The organism is Actinotalea subterranea (assembly GCF_008364845.1).
In the GTDB taxonomy this organism is placed as follows: Bacteria; Actinomycetota; Actinomycetes; order Actinomycetales; family Cellulomonadaceae; genus Actinotalea; species Actinotalea subterranea.
This window is the reverse complement of the sequence record NZ_VTTP01000005.1, coordinates 62,364-78,744: the sequence shown is the minus strand read 5'-3', so window position 1 is coordinate 78,744 and position 16,381 is coordinate 62,364. Positions and strand designations below refer to the sequence as shown.

Annotated in this window: 18 protein-coding genes; 13 read left to right on the top strand and 5 right to left on the bottom strand. The window is 74.9% G+C overall.

Going from position 1 to position 16,381, the window contains the following annotated elements:
- Positions 1–198 precede the first annotated feature (198 nt).
- A complete protein-coding gene (gene arfA / locus FZ988_RS10570) occupies positions 199–1,737 on the top strand; it encodes an arabinosylfuranosidase ArfA (RefSeq protein ID WP_149203998.1) in 1,539 nt (512 codons plus the stop codon).
- A 3-nt stretch (positions 1,738–1,740) separates the two neighbouring features.
- Complete coding sequence (locus FZ988_RS10565; protein ID WP_223145104.1) at positions 1,741–2,787, top strand: arabinan endo-1,5-alpha-L-arabinosidase; 1,047 nt, start codon at positions 1,741–1,743, stop codon at positions 2,785–2,787.
- Positions 2,788–2,826: 39 nt separating this feature from the next.
- Here FZ988_RS10565 and FZ988_RS10560 read toward each other — a convergent pair whose 3' ends face one another.
- Positions 2,827–3,642, bottom strand: coding sequence for an HAD family hydrolase (locus tag FZ988_RS10560; RefSeq protein WP_149203997.1), 816 nt, complete (start codon positions 3,640–3,642; stop codon positions 2,827–2,829).
- A 35-nt stretch (positions 3,643–3,677) separates the two neighbouring features.
- Here FZ988_RS10560 and FZ988_RS10555 point away from each other — a divergent pair, with 35 nt between their 5' ends.
- Together FZ988_RS10555 and FZ988_RS10550 are read left to right on the top strand one after the other, a co-directional pair.
- Positions 3,678–3,938: a glutaredoxin family protein gene (locus FZ988_RS10555; protein WP_149203996.1), complete on the top strand. Its 261-nt coding sequence runs from the start codon at positions 3,678–3,680 to the stop codon at positions 3,936–3,938.
- Complete coding sequence (locus FZ988_RS10550) at positions 3,935–4,576, top strand: redox-sensing transcriptional repressor Rex (protein WP_149203995.1); 642 nt, start codon at positions 3,935–3,937, stop codon at positions 4,574–4,576. Before FZ988_RS10555 ends, FZ988_RS10550 begins: the two co-directional genes overlap by 4 nt.
- Positions 4,577–4,767: 191 nt before the next feature.
- Here FZ988_RS10550 and FZ988_RS10545 read toward each other — a convergent pair whose 3' ends face one another.
- Entirely contained in the window at positions 4,768–5,322 is a 555-nt protein-coding gene (locus FZ988_RS10545; protein ID WP_149203994.1) for a YceI family protein, read from the bottom strand.
- A gap of 219 nt (positions 5,323–5,541) precedes the next feature.
- Here FZ988_RS10545 and FZ988_RS10540 point away from each other — a divergent pair, with 219 nt between their 5' ends.
- The 7 genes from FZ988_RS10540 (at position 5,542) to FZ988_RS10510 (ending at position 11,877) form a co-directional block, all read left to right on the top strand.
- Positions 5,542–6,048, top strand: coding sequence for a MarR family winged helix-turn-helix transcriptional regulator (locus FZ988_RS10540; protein ID WP_149203993.1), 507 nt, complete (start codon positions 5,542–5,544; stop codon positions 6,046–6,048).
- 55 nt (positions 6,049–6,103) lie between these two features.
- On the top strand, positions 6,104–6,763 hold the full coding sequence (locus FZ988_RS10535; RefSeq protein WP_149203992.1) for a histidine phosphatase family protein: 660 nt from the start codon (positions 6,104–6,106) through the stop codon (positions 6,761–6,763).
- Between the two features lie 5 nt (positions 6,764–6,768).
- On the top strand, positions 6,769–7,389 hold the full coding sequence (locus tag FZ988_RS10530; protein ID WP_149203991.1) for a TlpA family protein disulfide reductase: 621 nt from the start codon (positions 6,769–6,771) through the stop codon (positions 7,387–7,389).
- 50 nt (positions 7,390–7,439) lie between these two features.
- Positions 7,440–8,192: a cytochrome c biogenesis CcdA family protein gene (locus FZ988_RS10525; RefSeq protein ID WP_149204148.1), complete on the top strand. Its 753-nt coding sequence runs from the start codon at positions 7,440–7,442 to the stop codon at positions 8,190–8,192.
- The gene (resB, locus tag FZ988_RS10520) at positions 8,192–9,910 is read left to right on the top strand and encodes a cytochrome c biogenesis protein ResB (RefSeq protein WP_149203990.1); all 1,719 of its coding nucleotides are present in this window, start codon (positions 8,192–8,194) and stop codon (positions 9,908–9,910) included. The genes FZ988_RS10525 and resB overlap by 1 nt, the downstream gene beginning before the upstream one ends.
- A complete protein-coding gene (ccsB, locus tag FZ988_RS10515) occupies positions 9,897–10,868 on the top strand; it encodes a c-type cytochrome biogenesis protein CcsB (RefSeq protein WP_149203989.1) in 972 nt (323 codons plus the stop codon). The genes resB and ccsB overlap by 14 nt, the downstream gene beginning before the upstream one ends.
- An 82-nt stretch (positions 10,869–10,950) precedes the next feature.
- Positions 10,951–11,877, top strand: a complete 927-nt coding sequence (locus FZ988_RS10510; RefSeq protein ID WP_149203988.1) for an arginase family protein — start codon at positions 10,951–10,953, stop codon at positions 11,875–11,877.
- Here FZ988_RS10510 and FZ988_RS10505 read toward each other — a convergent pair.
- The gene (locus tag FZ988_RS10505) at positions 11,874–12,428 is read right to left on the bottom strand and encodes a PLD nuclease N-terminal domain-containing protein (protein WP_223145103.1); all 555 of its coding nucleotides are present in this window, start codon (positions 12,426–12,428) and stop codon (positions 11,874–11,876) included. The genes FZ988_RS10510 and FZ988_RS10505 overlap by 4 nt on opposite strands.
- 36 nt (positions 12,429–12,464) lie before the next feature.
- Between FZ988_RS10505 and FZ988_RS18750 the strand changes: the two genes are divergently transcribed.
- On the top strand, positions 12,465–12,944 hold the full coding sequence (locus FZ988_RS18750; RefSeq protein WP_223145102.1) for a DUF4229 domain-containing protein: 480 nt from the start codon (positions 12,465–12,467) through the stop codon (positions 12,942–12,944).
- On the opposite strand, the gene FZ988_RS10495 is transcribed toward FZ988_RS18750, so the two are convergent.
- Both FZ988_RS10495 and menE read right to left on the bottom strand, forming a co-directional pair.
- Positions 12,908–13,777 carry a 1,4-dihydroxy-2-naphthoate polyprenyltransferase gene (locus tag FZ988_RS10495; RefSeq protein WP_149203987.1) on the bottom strand — a complete coding sequence of 290 codons (870 nt, stop codon included), beginning with the start codon at positions 13,775–13,777 and terminating at the stop codon, positions 12,908–12,910. The two genes, FZ988_RS18750 and FZ988_RS10495, sit on opposite strands and share 37 nt — an antisense overlap.
- Positions 13,761–15,050, bottom strand: a complete 1,290-nt coding sequence (menE, locus tag FZ988_RS10490) for an o-succinylbenzoate--CoA ligase (RefSeq protein WP_246169431.1) — start codon at positions 15,048–15,050, stop codon at positions 13,761–13,763. Before menE ends, FZ988_RS10495 begins: the two co-directional genes overlap by 17 nt.
- 116 nt (positions 15,051–15,166) lie before the next feature.
- On the opposite strand from menE, the gene FZ988_RS10485 reads away from it, so the two are divergent.
- A complete protein-coding gene (locus tag FZ988_RS10485) occupies positions 15,167–16,300 on the top strand; it encodes a DUF3048 domain-containing protein (RefSeq protein ID WP_246169429.1) in 1,134 nt (377 codons plus the stop codon).
- Positions 16,301–16,381 lie beyond the last annotated feature (81 nt).

The following is a 16,381-nucleotide window of genomic DNA, read 5'->3' as shown; positions in this document are numbered from 1 at the left end:
CGCCCCGCACAGGCACCGCGGCCCGTACCCGCACCCGCACCCGCACCCCGCACCCCGCACAAGACCAGGCCGCGTCCGGCCCTGCCCGTCCACGGGCTCGTCGGCGCCTGCGCGCGGCCACCCGCCGGCGCGCCCCACGCCGTCCGTCCCGCCCGACGGGCCGGCGTGGGGCACGGCACCCACCCCACAGGAGCTCGCATGAACACCGCCACCATCGTCATCGACCCGGCCTTTTCGGTCTCGCCCGTCCGCCGACGCACGTTCGGCTCGTTCGTCGAGCACCTCGGCCGCTGCGTGTACACGGGGATCCACGACCCGGGTCACCCGACCGCCGACGCGGACGGCTTCCGCGGCGACGTCGTCGAGCTGACCCGGGAGCTGGGCATCAGCACCGTGCGCTACCCGGGCGGCAACTTCGTCTCCGGGTACCGGTGGGAGGACGCGATCGGGCCCGTCGACCAGCGGCCCGCGCGCCTCGACCTCGCGTGGCACAGCACCGAGCCGAACACCGTGGGCGTCGACGAGTTCATGCGCTGGGCCGCGAAGGCGGGCGTCGAGCCGATGATGGCCGTCAACCTCGGCACGCGCGGCGTCCAGGAGGCGCTCGACCTGCTCGAGTACTGCAACGTCGAGAGCGGGACGTACTGGTCCGACCTGCGTCGTGCCCACGGCACCGAGAAGCCGCACGCCGTGCGCATGTGGTGCCTCGGCAACGAGATGGACGGCCCCTGGCAGATCGGCCACAAGACGGCACAGGAGTACGGGCGCCTGGCGGCCGAGACGGCGCGCGCGATGCGCATGATCGACCCTGGCCTCGAGCTCGTCGCGTGCGGCAGCTCGAGCTCGGCGATGCCCACGTTCGGCTCGTGGGAGGCGACGGTGCTCGCCGAGACGTACGAGCACGTCGACCTCATCTCCGCGCACGCCTACTACTACGAGACCGACGGCGACCTCGCGAGCTTCCTGGCCTCGGCCGTCAACATGGACCGGTTCATCGAGGACGTCGTCGCCACCGCGGACGCCGTGCGCGCCGCGCAGGGGCACACCAAGCGGATCAACATCTCGTTCGACGAGTGGAACGTCTGGTACCAGGAGGCGACGCCGTCCGTCCCGCCCAAGGACACCTGGCCCGTCGCCCCCGTGCTGCTCGAGGACCACTACAACGTGGCCGACGCCGTCGTCGTCGGGAACCTGCTCATCTCGCTCCTGCGGCACAGCGACCGCGTGCAGGCCGCGAGCCTCGCGCAGCTCGTCAACGTGATCGCGCCGATCATGACCGAGCCCGGTGGCCGGATCTGGCGGCAGACGACGTTCCACCCGTTCGCCCTGACGTCGCGGTACGCGGTCGGCGAGGTGCTCCGGGTCGAGCTGGCCACGCCCACGTACGAGACGACCAGGTACGGGCAGACGCCCGTCGTCGACGCCGTCGCGACGCACGACGCCGCCACGGGCGCCGTCGCCGTGTTCGCCGTCAACCGCTCCCTGGCGGAGCCGACCGTCGTGGAGCTCGACGTGCGGGCCTTCGGCGCCCAGGGCGAGGGCGTCGAGGTCGTCGAGGTGCTCACGCTCGCCAACCCCGACCCGTACGCCCGGGCGACGGTCGACGACGACACCTCGCTCGTCCCGGTGCCGAACGCGTCGGTCGAGCACGCCGCCGGCGGGCACACGGTGCGCGTCGAGCTGCCGCCCGTCTCCTGGACCATGGTTCGGCTCGCCGTCCCGCCGACCGCGGGCTGAACCGTGCGCCGTCGGGCACAGGTGGTGCTCGCGGCGGGCCTCGTGCTCGCCGCGGGCGCGGGGGTGGCGTGGGCGACCGTCGGCCGCGCGGACGGGACGCCCGACGAGCCGGTCGCGCTCGAGCTCTCGGGCGACCTCGCGGCGCACGACCCGGCCCTCGCCGTCGGGCACGACGGCGCACCGTGGACGGTCTTCGCCACGGGCATCGAGGGCGACCCGGCGGGACCGATCCAGGTCCGCACGTCCCAGGACGGGCGCGAGTGGGCCTACGCGGGCCTCGTGTGGAAGCCACGCGACGAGCCCGCGTGGGTCGCGGACGTGGTGCCGGGGGTGCGCAGCTACTGGGCCCCCGAGGTCTACGAGCACGACGGCACGTACTACCTCTACTGGTCGGCCTCGACGTTCGGCAGCAACCGGTCGGTGATCGGCCTGCACACGAGCCCGACGCTCGACCCGGGGGACCCCGACTACGGCTGGACCGACCGGGGTGAGGTCATCCGCTCGGTGCCCGGCCACACGGACTGGAACGCGATCGACGCGGGCATCGTCGAGGACGCGGACGGGACGCCCTGGATGGCGTTCGGCTCGTTCTGGGGCGGCATCCAGCTGGTCGAGCTCGAGTGGCCCAGCGGCAAGCCGGCCGACCCCTCGGCCGACCCGGTGACCATCGCGTCCAGGGGTGCGCCGCCGAACGCGATCGAGGCGCCCTACGTCGTCGAGCGCGACGGCTGGTACTACCTGTTCGTGTCCAAGGACAGCTGCTGCCAGGGTGTCCGCAGCACCTACAACGTCGTCGTGGGCCGCTCGCGTGAGGTCACGGGCCCCTACGTCGACGCCCAGGGCGTGCCGATGCTCGAGGACGGCGGGACCCCGGTGCTCGCGACCGACGGGTCGATGATCGGGCCCGGCGGCCAGTCGGTGTCGGACGGCCACCTGGCGTTCCACTACTACGACGAGGACCTGGGCGGTGCGTTCCAGCTCGCGATCCGCGAGCTCGCGTGGGACGACGAGGGCTGGCCGGTCGCGACCGTCGACAGACTGACGGACTGACAGACTGACGGACTGACGGACTGGCTGGCTGACGAGGCGTCAGCCGCGCAGGGCCCGACGCGCAGCGCGCAGGGCGAGGCTCACGGCCCAGGCCAGGCCGGCCCAGCTCGCGGTGTACATGCTCCGGCGGGCGGCGGTGCGGCGTCGGCCACGGAACTCCCGGACCGGCCAGCCGACCGCGCGCGCGTGCCGCCGCAGCCGCGCGTCCGGGTTGATCGCGACGGGGTGGCCGACCGAGGACAGGATCGGCACGTCGTTGGTCGAGTCGCCGTAGGCGTAGCACCGCGACAGGTCCAGGCCCTGCGTCCGCGCGAGCTCGGCCACCGCCGTCTCCTTCGCGCGGCCGTGCAGGAGGTCGCCGACGAGCCGGCCCGTGTAGAAGCCGTCGACGTGCTCGGCGACCGTGCCGAGCGCGCCGGTGACGCCGAGGCGCCGGCCGATGAGCTCGCCGATCTCGACCGGGCTCGCGGTGATGATCCACACCTCGTGGCCCGCCTCGAGGTGCTGGGTCAGGAGGGCCTGCGTGCCGGGGAAGATGCGCAGGGACAGCACCTCGTCCCAGATCTCCTCGCCGATCGCCGCGATCTCGGCGACGGAGCGCCCCGCGACGATCGACAGCGCGCGCGAGCGGACCTGGTCGATCTGCTGCACGTCTTCGCCGAACGCGAGGTAGCGGGCCTGGTGGAACGCGAACCGGACGAGGTCGCGGGTGCCGAAGAAGCCCCGCCGTCGCAGGCCGACGGCGAGGTGGAACGCGCTCGCACCACGGATGATCGTGTTGTCGAGGTCGAAGAAGGCGGCCGTCCGCGAGGCGACATGCGTTCCGCCGACGGCGGCAGGGGTCGTCGGGGCCACCCGGCCACTGTATCGACTCCCCTAGGGTTGGACTCATGAGCGCACAGGGGACCGAGCGCGTGGTCCTGTACGTCCGCTCCGGCTGCCACCTCTGCGAGGAGGCCCGCGGGCTCGTGGACGAGGTCGCCGCCGAGGCCGGCGCGGGGGTCGCGGAGGTCGACATCGACACGTCGCCGGAGCTCGTCGCGAAGTACGGCGAGCTCGTGCCCGTCGTCACCGTCGACGGCGTCCAGCAGGGCTTCTGGCGGTTCGACGCCGCGCGTCTGCGCCGGGCGCTCGCCGGCGGGCGGGCATGAGCCCACGCCCCGTCCCGGCCTCGACCGTCGCGAGGCTCCCCATCTACCTGCGCGTCCTCGAGGAGCTCGCTGACGCCGGTGTCGCGACGACCGACTCGGGCCGGCTCGCCGAGCTCTCCGGCGTGGGGCCCGCCCAGCTGCGGCGCGACCTGTCCTTCCTGGGGTCGCACGGCGTGCGCGGCGTCGGCTACGACGTGGAGCACCTGCACGCGCACGTCGCCTCGGCGCTCGGCGTGACGGGGGACCTCGCGGTCGTCATCGTCGGCATCGGCAACCTGGGCCACGCGCTCGCGAACTACGTCGCGGGGGCCGGCACCGGGTTCCGGGTCGCGGCGCTCGTCGACGCGCTGCCCGACGTCGTGGGCACGCGGGTCGCGGGCCTGACGGTCGAGCACGTCGACGGGCTCGAGGACGTGGTGCGTCGGGAGGGGGCGACCGTCGCGGTCCTCGCGACGCCCGCGGGGGTGTCCCAGGAGCTGTGCGACAGGCTCGTCGCGGCGGGCGTCACCGGGATCCTCACGTTCGTGCCGCGCGTGCTCCAGGTGCCCGACGGCGTCGACCTGCGCTCGGTCGACCTCGCCACGGAGCTGCAGATCCTCGCGTTCCACGAGCGTCGCAAGGCTGCGTCCCGCGGCTGAGCGGGCGCTGCCGGGGCTCGCGCCCGCCTGGGTACGGCGACGCCGCCGGCACACGAGGTACCGGCGGCGTCGCGTCCGCGCCCCGCGCAGGGGGAGGTGCAGGGCGCTGGATCAGGGCCCCGTCGGGACGGGGCGGGTGGGGAGCCGGTGCTGCCCCGCGGGGGACGCGGGGCACCGCCGGGGCGCGGCCGTCAGGCCTGGGCGACGGCCTCGATCTCGAGGTCGATCGTGACCTTGTCGCCGACGAGCACGCCGCCGGTCTCGAGGGCCGCGTTCCACGTGAGGCCGAAGTCCTTGCGCGAGATCTGCGTGTGCGCGGAGAAGCCGATGCGCGAGGCGCCGAACGGGTCGGTGGCGGCACCGTTGAACTCGGTCGTGAGCGCGACCTCGCGCGTGACGCCGTGGATGGTCAGGTCGCCCGTGATGACGTACTCGTCGCCGGCGGCCGTGATGGACGTCGAGGCGAAGGTCCAGGTGGGGTGCGTCTCCGTGTCGAAGAAGTCGGCGCTGCGCAGGTGGCCGTCGCGGTTGGCGTCGCGCGTGTCGATCGTGGCCGGGTCGAGCGTCGCGGTGACGCTGGAGGAGGCGAGGTCCTCGCCGATCGTGATGACGCCCTCGGTGATCGCGACCGAGCCGCGGACCTTGGAGATGCCGGCGTGGCGGACGGTGAAGGTCGCGGCGCTGTGCGACGTCTCGACGGTCCAGGTGCCGGTGGTGAGCCCGGCGGGGAGGGTGGTGACGGACATGGTGTCTCCTCGTGGTTGTGGTGCTGCGGTGCTGCGGTCTGGCAGCGGTCCCCTGCTGACGATGTCGAAGGTTGAAGCATCAACCAACTGATTGACATTTCTACTACGGTTCACGAGGAAGCGCAACCCCTGTGCCGCGGGGCGCCGCGCCTCACCCGCCCGGACCCGGCTCCGGGCGCCGCCGACGTGGGAACCTTGGTCCCGACGAGGGGAGAGCGCATGCCGAGCAGCAAGGCCGCGGGGCCGACGACGCACGCGGACGAGGACGTCCGCTGGCTCACGGAGAGCCAGCAGAGGTCCTGGCGCGCCTACCTCAACGGCAGCGCCCGCCTGACGGAGGCGCTGACCCGGCAGCTCGACCAGGAGGCCCAGCTCTCGCTCAGCGAGTACGAGATCCTCGTCCGCCTCTCCGAGACGCCCGGCCGGATCCTGCGGATGTCCGAGCTCGCGTCGTCGCTCGTCCACTCACGCAGCCGCCTCACGCACACCATCAACCGCCTCCAGGCGCGGGGGCTCGTGAGCCGCCAGGCCAACCCCGAGGACGGCCGCGGCGTCGACTGCGTCATGACCGACGAGGGCTTCGCGCTCCTGCGCGACGCCGCCCCCGGCCACGTGCGCGCCGTACGCGCGAACCTCGTCGACGTCCTCACGGACACCGAGCTCGAGGTGCTGGGCCGCGCGATGGACCGCATCGCCCTGCCGCCCTCGGGCTCGGGCTCCGCCTGAGACGACGGCGGTCGGCCTGACCGCAGCACACGGCGGCGTAGGCGAGACTGGTGCCATGGTGTCCACGACCGTCCACCTCATGCGACACGGCGAGGTCCACAACCCCGACGGCGTCCTGTACGGCCGCCTCACCGGGTTCCGGCTGTCCGAGCGCGGGCAGGCCATGGCCGACCGCGTCGCCGCGCACCTCGCGGGCGAAGGCCCCCTCGGGCCCCGGCGTGACGTCGTGCACGTCGTGGCCTCCCCCCTGCAGCGCGCGCAGGAGACCGCCGCGCCCATCGCCGCCGCGTTCGGCCTCGAGGTCGCCGCGGATCCCCGTCTCATCGAGGCCGAGAACCACTTCGAGGGCATGACCTTCGGCGTCGGCGACGGCTCGCTGCGCCGGCCCGCGCACTGGCGGCACCTGTGGAACCCCTTCCGGCCGTCCTGGGGCGAGCCCTACCGCGTCCAGGTCGCCCGCATGCTCGCCGGTGTCGCCGCCGCACGCGACGCGGCCGCCGGGCACGAGGCCGTCGTCGTCAGCCACCAGCTGCCCATCTGGGTCACCCGCCAGGCCCTCGAGGGCAAGCGGCTGTGGCACGACCCGCGCCGCCGCGAGTGCTCGGTCGCCTCGCTGACGTCCCTGCACTGGGAGGACGACCGGCTCACGGGCATCACGTACCTCGAGCCCGCGGCCGACCTCCTGCCCGACGCCCCGATCGTCCCCGGGGCGTGACGCGCGTGGACGGACGCGGCCGAGCCGCTGGCCGCCGACGCGCGGCGCGCAGCACCTGGGGCGCGGTCGTCGTCGCCGCGCTCGCGGCCACGGCGGCGTGCGCGCCCGGCGTCGACGACGGGCGCACCGAGGACGGCGGCGAGGCCGGCTACATCTCGGGCGACCAGTCGGTGACGCTCTGGGAGGCGGGCGACCGCAGCGGCCCCGTCGAGATCACCGGCACCGACTTCGCGGGCTCAGCCGTCGACGTCACCGCGTGGCAGGGCGACGTCGTCGTGCTCAACACCTGGTACGCCGCGTGCCCGCCCTGCCGAGCCGAGGCCCCCGACCTGGTCGCCGCGGCCGATGAGTACGCCGACGACGGCGTGCACGTCCTCGGCATCAACTCGACCGACGAGCCCGAGGCCGCGCAGGCGTTCGAGCGCACCTTCGAGGTGCCCTACCCCTCGCTGCACGACACCGACAAGACGGCGATCGCGGCGCTGTCCGGGATCGTGCCCGTCCAGGCCGTGCCCACCACGGTGCTGCTCGACCGCGAGGGCGGTGTCGCCGCACGCATCCTGGGACGCGTCGACCCGTCGACCCTGCGCACGCTCCTCGACGACCTCCTGGCGGAGGACGCGTGATCGCAGCGGGCCTGGGCGACACCTTCAGCACCACCGTCCTGAGCGGGTCGATGCTGCTCGCCGTGCCCGTCGCGGTCCTCGCGGGCCTCGTCTCCTTCGCGTCGCCCTGCGTCCTGCCGCTCGTGCCCGGGTACCTGGGCTACGTGACGGGCATGGCGGGCGGCGGGGCGTCGGGCGGCTCGGCGGCGTCGGGCGGCACGCGGGCCCGCACGCTCGGCGAGGTCGGGCGTGGTCGCATGCTCGCGGGCGTCGGCCTGTTCGTCGCCGGGTTCACGCTCGTCTTCGTGCTCTTCGGCGTCGCCGCGGGCTCGCTCGGCGTCGCCCTCGCGCAGTGGAGCGACGTGCTCACGCGGCTGCTCGGCGTCGTCGTGGTGCTCATGGGCCTCGTCTTCACGGGCTGGGTCCCGTTCGCCCAGCGCGAGCGCAGGCTGCACCTCGCGCCGTCCGCCGGCCTGTGGGGGGCGCCGCTGCTCGGCGTCGTCTTCGGCCTCGGCTGGGCCCCGTGCATCGGGCCGACCCTCGTGGCCGTCTACACGCTCGCGCTCGACGAGGCGTCCGCCGGGCGCGGGGCGCTCCTGTCCGTCGCCTACTGCGTGGGCCTGGGCCTGCCCTTCCTGCTCATCGCGCTCGGCTTCGAACGGTCCACGCGCGCGCTGCGCGTCCTGCGCGACCACCGGGTGCTGATCATGCGCACGGGCGGTGTCGTCCTCGTCCTCGTCGGGCTCGCGCTCGTCACGGGGCTGTGGGGCGCGTGGACGGCCTCGCTCCAGGGCCTCATCGGCGGCTTCGAGACGGTCGTGTGATGGCGGGCCGCGAGGCAGGGCCGGCGTCGTCGGCCACGTACCGGCCCGAGGGGCTCGTCGACGACCCCTACGGCGGGCCCACCACGGCCGAGCAGCCGACGCTGCCGCGGCTCGGCGCCCGGGGCACCCTGCGCTGGGTGTGGCGACAGCTCACGAGCATGCGCGTCGCGCTCATGCTCCTCATGCTCCTCGCCGTCGTCGCCGTGCCCGGCTCCGTGCTCCCGCAGCGCCCGCAGGACCCGGCAGGCGTCGCGCGGTACATCGCCGAGAGCCCCACGCTCGGCACGTGGCTCGACCGCCTCGGCTTCTTCGACGTGTACGCGTCGGCCTGGTTCTCCGCCGTGTACCTGCTGCTGTTCGTGTCCCTCGTCGGCTGCATCCTGCCCCGCCTGCGCGTCCACGTCCGTGCGCTGCGCGCCCGGCCCCCGCGCACACCGCGACGGCTCGACCGGTTCCCGGTGCACGACGAGCTCGTGACGACCGCGACGCCCGCCGAGGTCGCCGCCGCCGTCCGGCGGACGCTCGTCGGGCCGGTCCGGGCGCTGCCCCGGTTCCGCACCCACGCCGGGACCGAGCCCAGCGGGGCGCTCACCGTCGCCGCGGAGCGGGGCTACCTGCGCGAGAGCGGGAACATCCTCTTCCACCTCGCGCTCGTCGGGATCCTCGTCTCGGTCGCGACCGGACAGCTGCTGCACCACCGCGGCCAGGTGATCCTCGTCGAGGGCCGCACGTTCGCGAACACCGTCACCGACTACGACACGTTCGAGGCCGGCACGGCGTTCGACGCGTCCTCGCTGACGCCGTTCACGCTCACCCTCGACGAGTTCACGGCCGAGTTCACGGCCGACGCCGACGCCAAGCCGCGCGACTTCGCGGCCGACGTGACAGTGGCCGAGCCGGGTCGCGAGCCGCGCGACGCCACGATCAAGGTCAACCACCCGCTGTCCGTCGACGGGTCCAAGATCTATCTCCAGGGCAACGGCTACGCGCCCGACGTCGTGGTCCGCGACGCGGCCGGCGAGATCGCGTTCGCGGGCGCCGTGCCGTTCCTGCCCGAGGACCCGCAGTACCGCTCCCGCGGCGTCATCAAGGTCCCCGACGTCTCCACGGGCGAGCAGATCGGCATCGTCGGCTACCTGCTCCCGACGGCGCTCGTGACCGCCGACGGCGCGCGGTCCGTGTACCCGCAGCCGGACAACCCGCTCCTCGTGCTCACCGTCTGGTCCGGCGACCTGGGCCTCGACGAAGGCGTGCCGCAGAACGTGTACGAGCTCGACACGGCGCGCATGACGCAGGCCGTCGAGGACGACGGGACGGCCACGACGTTCTTCGTCGAGGCCGGCCAGACGGTCGAGCTGCCCGACGGGCTCGGGTCCCTCACGTGGGACGGCCTGCCGCGGTTCGTCGCGCTCGACCTGCGCCACGACCCGGCACTGACGTGGATCCTCGTGTTCGCCGTCGCCGCGCTCGTCGGCCTCGCGATCTCCCTGTTCACCCCCCGCCGCCGCCTGTGGGTCAGGGTGGGCGTCGCACCGGCCGGTGCGCACGGGGCCCCGGGCGACGACGCCCCGGGGGACGGGGACACGGCGCGCGCACGTACAGTGGTCGCCGGCGCGGCACTCGCGCGCGGCGACGACATGGGGCTCGACGGGGAGCTCGCGCGTGTCATGGACGCCATCAGGGCCCTGGACGGAAGGCGGGACGATGAGCCTGGGTGAGCTCAGCACGATCCTGGTGTGGGGAGCGACGACCGCGTACGCCGTCGCGCTCGTCGCGTTCGCGACCGACCTCGCACGGCTCGCGGACCATGCCGCCGCGTCCGCGCGGCAGCGGGGCGCGGAGCTCGCGAGCACGGCCGGCGGCTCGACCGCCGTGCTCGAGCGCACCGACGCGGCCGTCGCCCCCGAGCGCCGCCGTGCGGTGGGCATCGCGATGTCGACGGCGACCCTCGGACTGCTGCTGCACGTGGTCGGCACCGTGCTGCGGGGCCTCGCCGCGGGCCGGGTCCCGTGGGCCAACATGTACGAGTTCACGCTCGTCGGGACGCTCGTCGCCGTCGCGACCTTCCTCGCGCTGTGCCGGTGGCGCGACCTGCGCTTCCTCGGGACCATCGTGCTCGGCCTGAGCGTCCTGGCCCTCGGGCTCGCGCTCGCCGCGTTCTACGTGCCGGCCGACGCCGTCGAGCCCGCGCTGCAGAGCTACTGGCTCGTCATCCACGTGTCGATCGCGACCATCGCGACCGGTCTGTTCACCGTCTCGTTCGCGCTGAGCTCGCTCCAGCTGCTCAAGGACTCGTGGGAGCAGGCCTCGCCGCGGCTGCACCACCCGCGCTGGCAGGTCCTCGGGTCGCTGCCGAGCACACGCGACCTCGAGGCGATCTCGTTCCGGATCAACGCCGTGGGCTTCGTCCTGTGGACGTTCACCGTCATGGCGGGGGCGATCTGGGCGGAGCACGCCTGGGGCCGGTACTGGGGCTGGGACCCCAAGGAGGTCTGGAGCTTCGTCGTGTGGGTCGTCTACGCGGCCTACCTGCACGCCCGCACGACGCGCGGCTGGTCCGGGCGCCGCGCCGCGTGGTTCGTGCTCGTGGGCTACGCCACGGTGCTCTTCAACTTCACGGGCGTGAACCTGCTGCTGAACGGCAAGCACTCGTACGACGGCATCCCCGAGGGCTGAGCGGGCGGAGCCGTCCCCGCGTCGGTGGTGACGTGCGCCTCCTCGGTTGTGCGACCACACCGGCGCTCCTAGCGTTCTCCGCATGACAGACGCCGCCGCCACCGACGCCCCCCTCGTCGCGACGGGGGAGCAGCCGACGCCTCCTGGCGTCGTGCTCACGCACTTCGCGGGCCGCGCCGGCGACCACAACGACCGGGCGATGGTCGCCTCCGGACACCTGGCGTCGGCGCTCGCGCAGCGCTACGGGACGACGCCGACGGTGGTGGGCGCGCCGGAGCCGGCGCTCTCGACCGGATGGGCCGAGGAGCTGTCCGCGGCCATGCCGACGCTGAGGGCGATGGCGCAGCACCTCGAGGTCGTCCTCGGTGCCGGCCGGGTGCCCGTCACCGCGTCGAGCCGGTGCGCGGTCGCGCTCGCGACCCTGCCCGTCGTCGCAGCCGCCCGGCCGGACGCGGTGGTCGTCTGGTTCGACGCGCACGCCGACCTGAACACGCCCGACAGCACGACGACCGACTTCCTCGGCGGACTCGCGTACAGCGGGCCCCTGGGCATGTGGGACTCCGGGCTCGGCGGCGGGCTCGCGCCCGGCAACGCGGTGCTGGTCGGCGCCCGCGACATCGACCCCGCCGAGGCGGACGTCCTCGACCAGGGCCTCATCACGCTCGTCCGGACCGGCCCCGGCATGGACGCCGAGCTGCGGACGGTGGTCGCGGGCCGCCCCGTCTACCTGCACCTCGACTGCGACGTCCTCGAGCCGGGAACCGTCGCGACCGACTACGAGGTCCCCGGCGGCATGACGCTCGACGACCTGCGCGCCTGCGCGGCCGTGCTCGCCGAGTCCGAGGTCGTGGGCGTGGAGGTCGCCGAGCTCGAGGCCGACGCGGACCGGGCGACCGTCGGCCTCCACGTGCAGGCCCTGCTGCGAGCCCTGGCGCCCGTGCTGGACGCGGCTGCCGCACCACGCAGTCAGGCGCGCCCGTCGCCGGGACGGCCCGGCTCGGCGTCCTAGTCGTCGGTGGGCGCGTCCCCCGACGGTCCGGTGGCTCCGGGCTCCTGCGTGCGGGGCGTCTCCGTGCCGGGTGCCTGCGTGCCGGGCTCCTGCGTGCCGGGCTTCGGAGTGCCGGGCTTCTGAGTGCCCGGTGCCTGCGTACCGGTGCTCGGGGTCCCCGCGCCGTCCGGACCGGCCTTCCGGCTCCGGCGTGCCTGTTGGTCGAGGCGCCACAGGAAGTCCGGGTCGTCGTCGGGTGCGACGGGTCCGGGCCTGCGTGACGGCGCGCCGGGCCGAGCGGGCCGACCGGGGCGCGAGGGCCCGGTGGCGCCGCCCGGTCGTCCGGGGCGCGTCCCGCCGGGGCCGGCCGCGGGCCGCGGGCCGGTCGACGAGCGCCGGCTGCGGCTGATGACGATCCACACGATCGGACCGACGACGGGCAGCAGCACGATGATCGCGACCCACGCGAGCCCGGGGAGGTCCGCGCGCTCGGCCGGCGTGCTGCGGGAGAAGTCGATCAGCGCGAACAGGGCCAGGGCGATCGGGACGATGTACGGCAGGGCGCGGACCATCCCCCCACCCTAGGTCGGCGGGCCTAGGCTGGCCCGATGCCGTTGGTCGTCTACTCAGCGCTCCGTCTCGGGCTCTTCGCCGCGGCGCTCGGGGCGCTCTGGTGGGTCGGCCTCGGCGGGTGGCTGCTCGTCGTCGTCGCAGCCGTCGTGGCCTGGGCCCTCTCCTACGTGCTCCTCGCCGGCCCGCGTGACGCGGCCGCGCTCTGGCTCGCCGGGCGGGCGGAGCGGCGTGCGGCCGGGCGGCGGTTCAGCGCGCAGGTCGAGTCCGACGCCGCGGCGGAGGACGCCGAGGCGAGCGTCGTGGAGGCGCGGGTCGTGCAGGCGCGGGTCGTCGAGGGCCCTGACCCGCAGGTCAGTGGTGCAGGAGGCGACCGTGTCGACGGCGGTGACGTTGCCGACGGCGGTGACGGTCGTACCGGAGCCGATGGTCCCGCCGACGGCGAGAGCCCCGCCGACGCGGACGGCGACGGCGCGGGTCCTCAGAGCGCGAGCCCGAGGCCCAGCAGCACCCCGTAGCCGAGCTCGAGCGCACCAGTGCCCGCGAGGACGGGGCGCAGCAGGATGCCACGCGCGCCGAGGCGGACGGTCGTCGCGAGGATGCCCGCGGGCAGGACCAGGAGCAGCACGAGGGCGGACCACGGCGCCGCGAGGGCGCACGCGAGGCCCAGGAGCAGCGCGAGCCCGAGGAACACGACGTACAGGCGGCGTGCGCGGTGCTCCCCGATGCGCACGGCGAGCGTCCGCTTGCCCGCGAGGGCGTCCGTGGGCACGTCACGCACGTTGTTGACCATGAGCAGCGCGCATGCGAGCGACCCGACGCCGACGGCCCCGGCGACGGCGGGCCACGAGACCCGGTCCGCCTGCGTGTAGGTGGTGCCGAGCACGGCGACGAGGCCGAAGAAGACGAACACGCCCACCTCGCCGAGGCCGCGGTAGCCGTAGGGCCGCGAGCCGCCGGTGTAGTACCAGGCCGCGCCGATCGCCGCGGCACCCACGGCGACGAGCCACCAGTGGCCGCTCAGGGCGACGAGCCAGAGGCCGAGCAGGGCACCGACGCCGAGCGCGGCGAAGGCCGCGAGGCGCACCTGGCTCGGCCGCGCCGCACCGGAGCCGGTGAGGCGCAGGGGCCCGACGCGGTCGAGGTCGGTACCGCGCACGCCGTCCGAGTAGTCGTTGGCGTAGTTGACCCCGACCTGCAGCGCGAGCGCCACGCCCGCGGCGAGGAGCGCGCGCGGCACGGACGCCGAGCCGAGCTGCGCGGCCGCTCCGGTCCCGACGAGCACGGGGGCGACGGCGGCGGGCAGGGTGCGCGGCCGCGCGCCCTCGAGCCATTCAGCGGGTGTTGCCATCGTGCTCCGTCCGGACGGGGGCCGTGGGGGCCAGGGTCGCGGCTGCCCGCCGCGTGACCTCGGCGCGGTCGATCTTGCCCGGTCCGCGCTCGGGGAGCGCGTCCACGAGCAGCAGGTGCCGGGGGGCGGCAGCGTTCCCCAGCGTACGGCTCACGTCGGCGCGCAGGCGCTCGAGCGACGGAGGCGCGGCGGGGTGCGCCGCGGCGACCACGACCGCGGTGACAGCCTGCCCCCAGGCCTCGTCGGGCACGCCGACGACGCACACCTGCCCGACGCCGGGCGCCGCGGCCAGGACCTGCTCGACGGCCGCGGGCGCGACCTTGACCCCGCCGGTCACGAGGACGTCGTCGGCCCGGCCCCGCACGTGCAGGACCCCGTCCACGAGCTCGCCGACGTCGCTCGTGCGGAACCAGCGCACGCCGTCGCGGGTCGTGAACGCGCCGCTTTGGGCCGCGGGATCGCCCAGGTAGCCCAGGTACCCGTGCGCGAGTACCGGGCCCGCGACGCTGATCACCCCGGCGTCGTCCAGGTGCAGCTCCACGCCGTCGAGCGGCACGCCGTCGTACACGCAGCCGCCGCTGGTCTCCGTCATCCCGTACGTCGTCACGACCCTCAGCCCGAGGTCCCGCGCGCGCTCGAGGAGCGGCCCGGACGCCGCCGCGCCGCCGACGAGGATCGCGTCGAGCCGCGTGAGGGGGTCGAGCGCGCGGGGCAGCCGACCGGGGCCGGCCGCCTCGACCACGCGGTGCAGCTGGGTGGGGACGAGTGACGTGTAGAGCGGGAGGTCGTCAGGGGCGGTGCGCACCGCGTCGGCGAGGCCGTGCGGGTCGAACGGGCCGCCCGCGTCGAGGACCAGGGGCGCGGTGCCCGCCACGATGCCGCGGACCAGCACCTGGAGGCCCGCGACGTGCGCGAGCGGGAGGGCGACGAGCCAGCGACCGGGCCCGCGCAGACGCGCGTGGGTGGCCTGAGCCGAGGCCATGAGCGCGGACCGCTCCAGCAGCACGCCCCGGGGCCGGCCGGTCGAGCCGGACGTGCGCACGACGAGCGCGACCCCGGCCGGCACGGTCGTGCCCTCCGCGGGCCCGACGGCCTCGACCCGGCCCGCGGGTCCGGTGCGCGTGGTCTGCGTGGTGGCCGACGGGCCCTGCGCCGCGACCGGCGCGACCGCCGGGCCGGAGCCGTCGAGGGCCGCCCGCAGGTGCCCGACGAGCATCGCGACCTCGTCGGCCGACGTCAGGCCGACGGGCACATACGTCAGCGCGCGGTCCACCATCCCAGCCTAGGTGCGCCGTACAGTGAGGGCCGTGCCCGGAAGAGCCGGGTCGTAGGACACCGCTCAGCAAACAGTCGTGCGCCGCACCCGGCGGCGCGATGAGGAGTCGCCCCGTGGGCCGTTCGACCACGCCCGTTGTGACCAGCGCCCGCGCAGCCGGCGCACCGACCCCGGGCAGCCGGTCCCGACGGCGCGGCGTCCGTGCGGCCCTCGTGGCCTCCGTCGCGCTCGCCCTCGCCGGCGTCGCCGGCTGCTCCGCCGAGGCGCCGCAGACCCCTGACCCGTCGACGGTGACGCCCACGATCGAGCCCTCGCGCGGCACGCCGCCCGAGCCGGTCGTCCCGATCGTCTGGCCGCTCACCGGCGTCGAGACCGCCGAGGTCGCCGCGCGTCCCGCCGTCGCGGTCAAGATCGAGAACACGTCCAGCGCGCGCCCGCAGTCCGGGCTCGAGCAGGCGGACGTCGTGTGGGAGACCATCGTCGAGTTCGAGGTGTCGCGGTTCGTCGCGGTGTTCCACTCGCAGGTGCCCGCCGAGATCGGCCCCGTGCGCTCGGTCCGGCCGATGGACCCGGCGATCGTCGCCCCGCTGCGTGGCCTCCTCGTGTACTCGGGTGGTCAGCCGGGCATCCTCGCCATGGTCAAGGGCAGCACCGTGCAGTCGATCAGCCACGACGCCGGCGCGGCGGGCCTGTACCGCGTCAAGCACCGCTCGGCCCCGCACAACGTCTACGGGTCGATCGAGACGTTCCTCACCGCGGCCGACGCCGAGCACAGCGCCGCACCCGGCCAGCAGTTCGCCTTCGCGCTCCGGGCGGAGCAGGCGACCCCGACGCTCTCGGGCACGCCCGCCGGCACGCTCGCCTTCACGCTCTCGGGTGCCGCGCACCCGACGTGGACGTGGGACGCGGCGAGCGGCACGTGGCTGCGGGCGGAGGGCAGCACGCCCGCGACCGTCGCGAGCGGCGCCCAGATCTCGGCCGTCAACGTCGTCTCGATCACGGCCGAGCACCCCAACAGCGGCTTCGGGGCGCAGAACGGGGCAGCGGTCCCGACGTACAACCTCGTCGGTGAGGGCGACGCGGTCGTCGCGACCGGCGGCAAGACCATCGCGGGCCGCTGGTCCAAGACGGCGGACGACGCCCCGATGCAGCTCTTCACCACGGACGGGCAGCCCCTGCTGCTCGCGCCCGGCAACACCTGGGTGGAGATGATCCCGGCCGGCTCGGGGTCGCTCGCCGTCAGCTGAGCCCGTCCTCGCACCGGTCGGCACGGGGAGCGCGCCGAGCACGGCGCCGCCCCTGGACCCGCCCTCCGCGCGTCGCCCTCA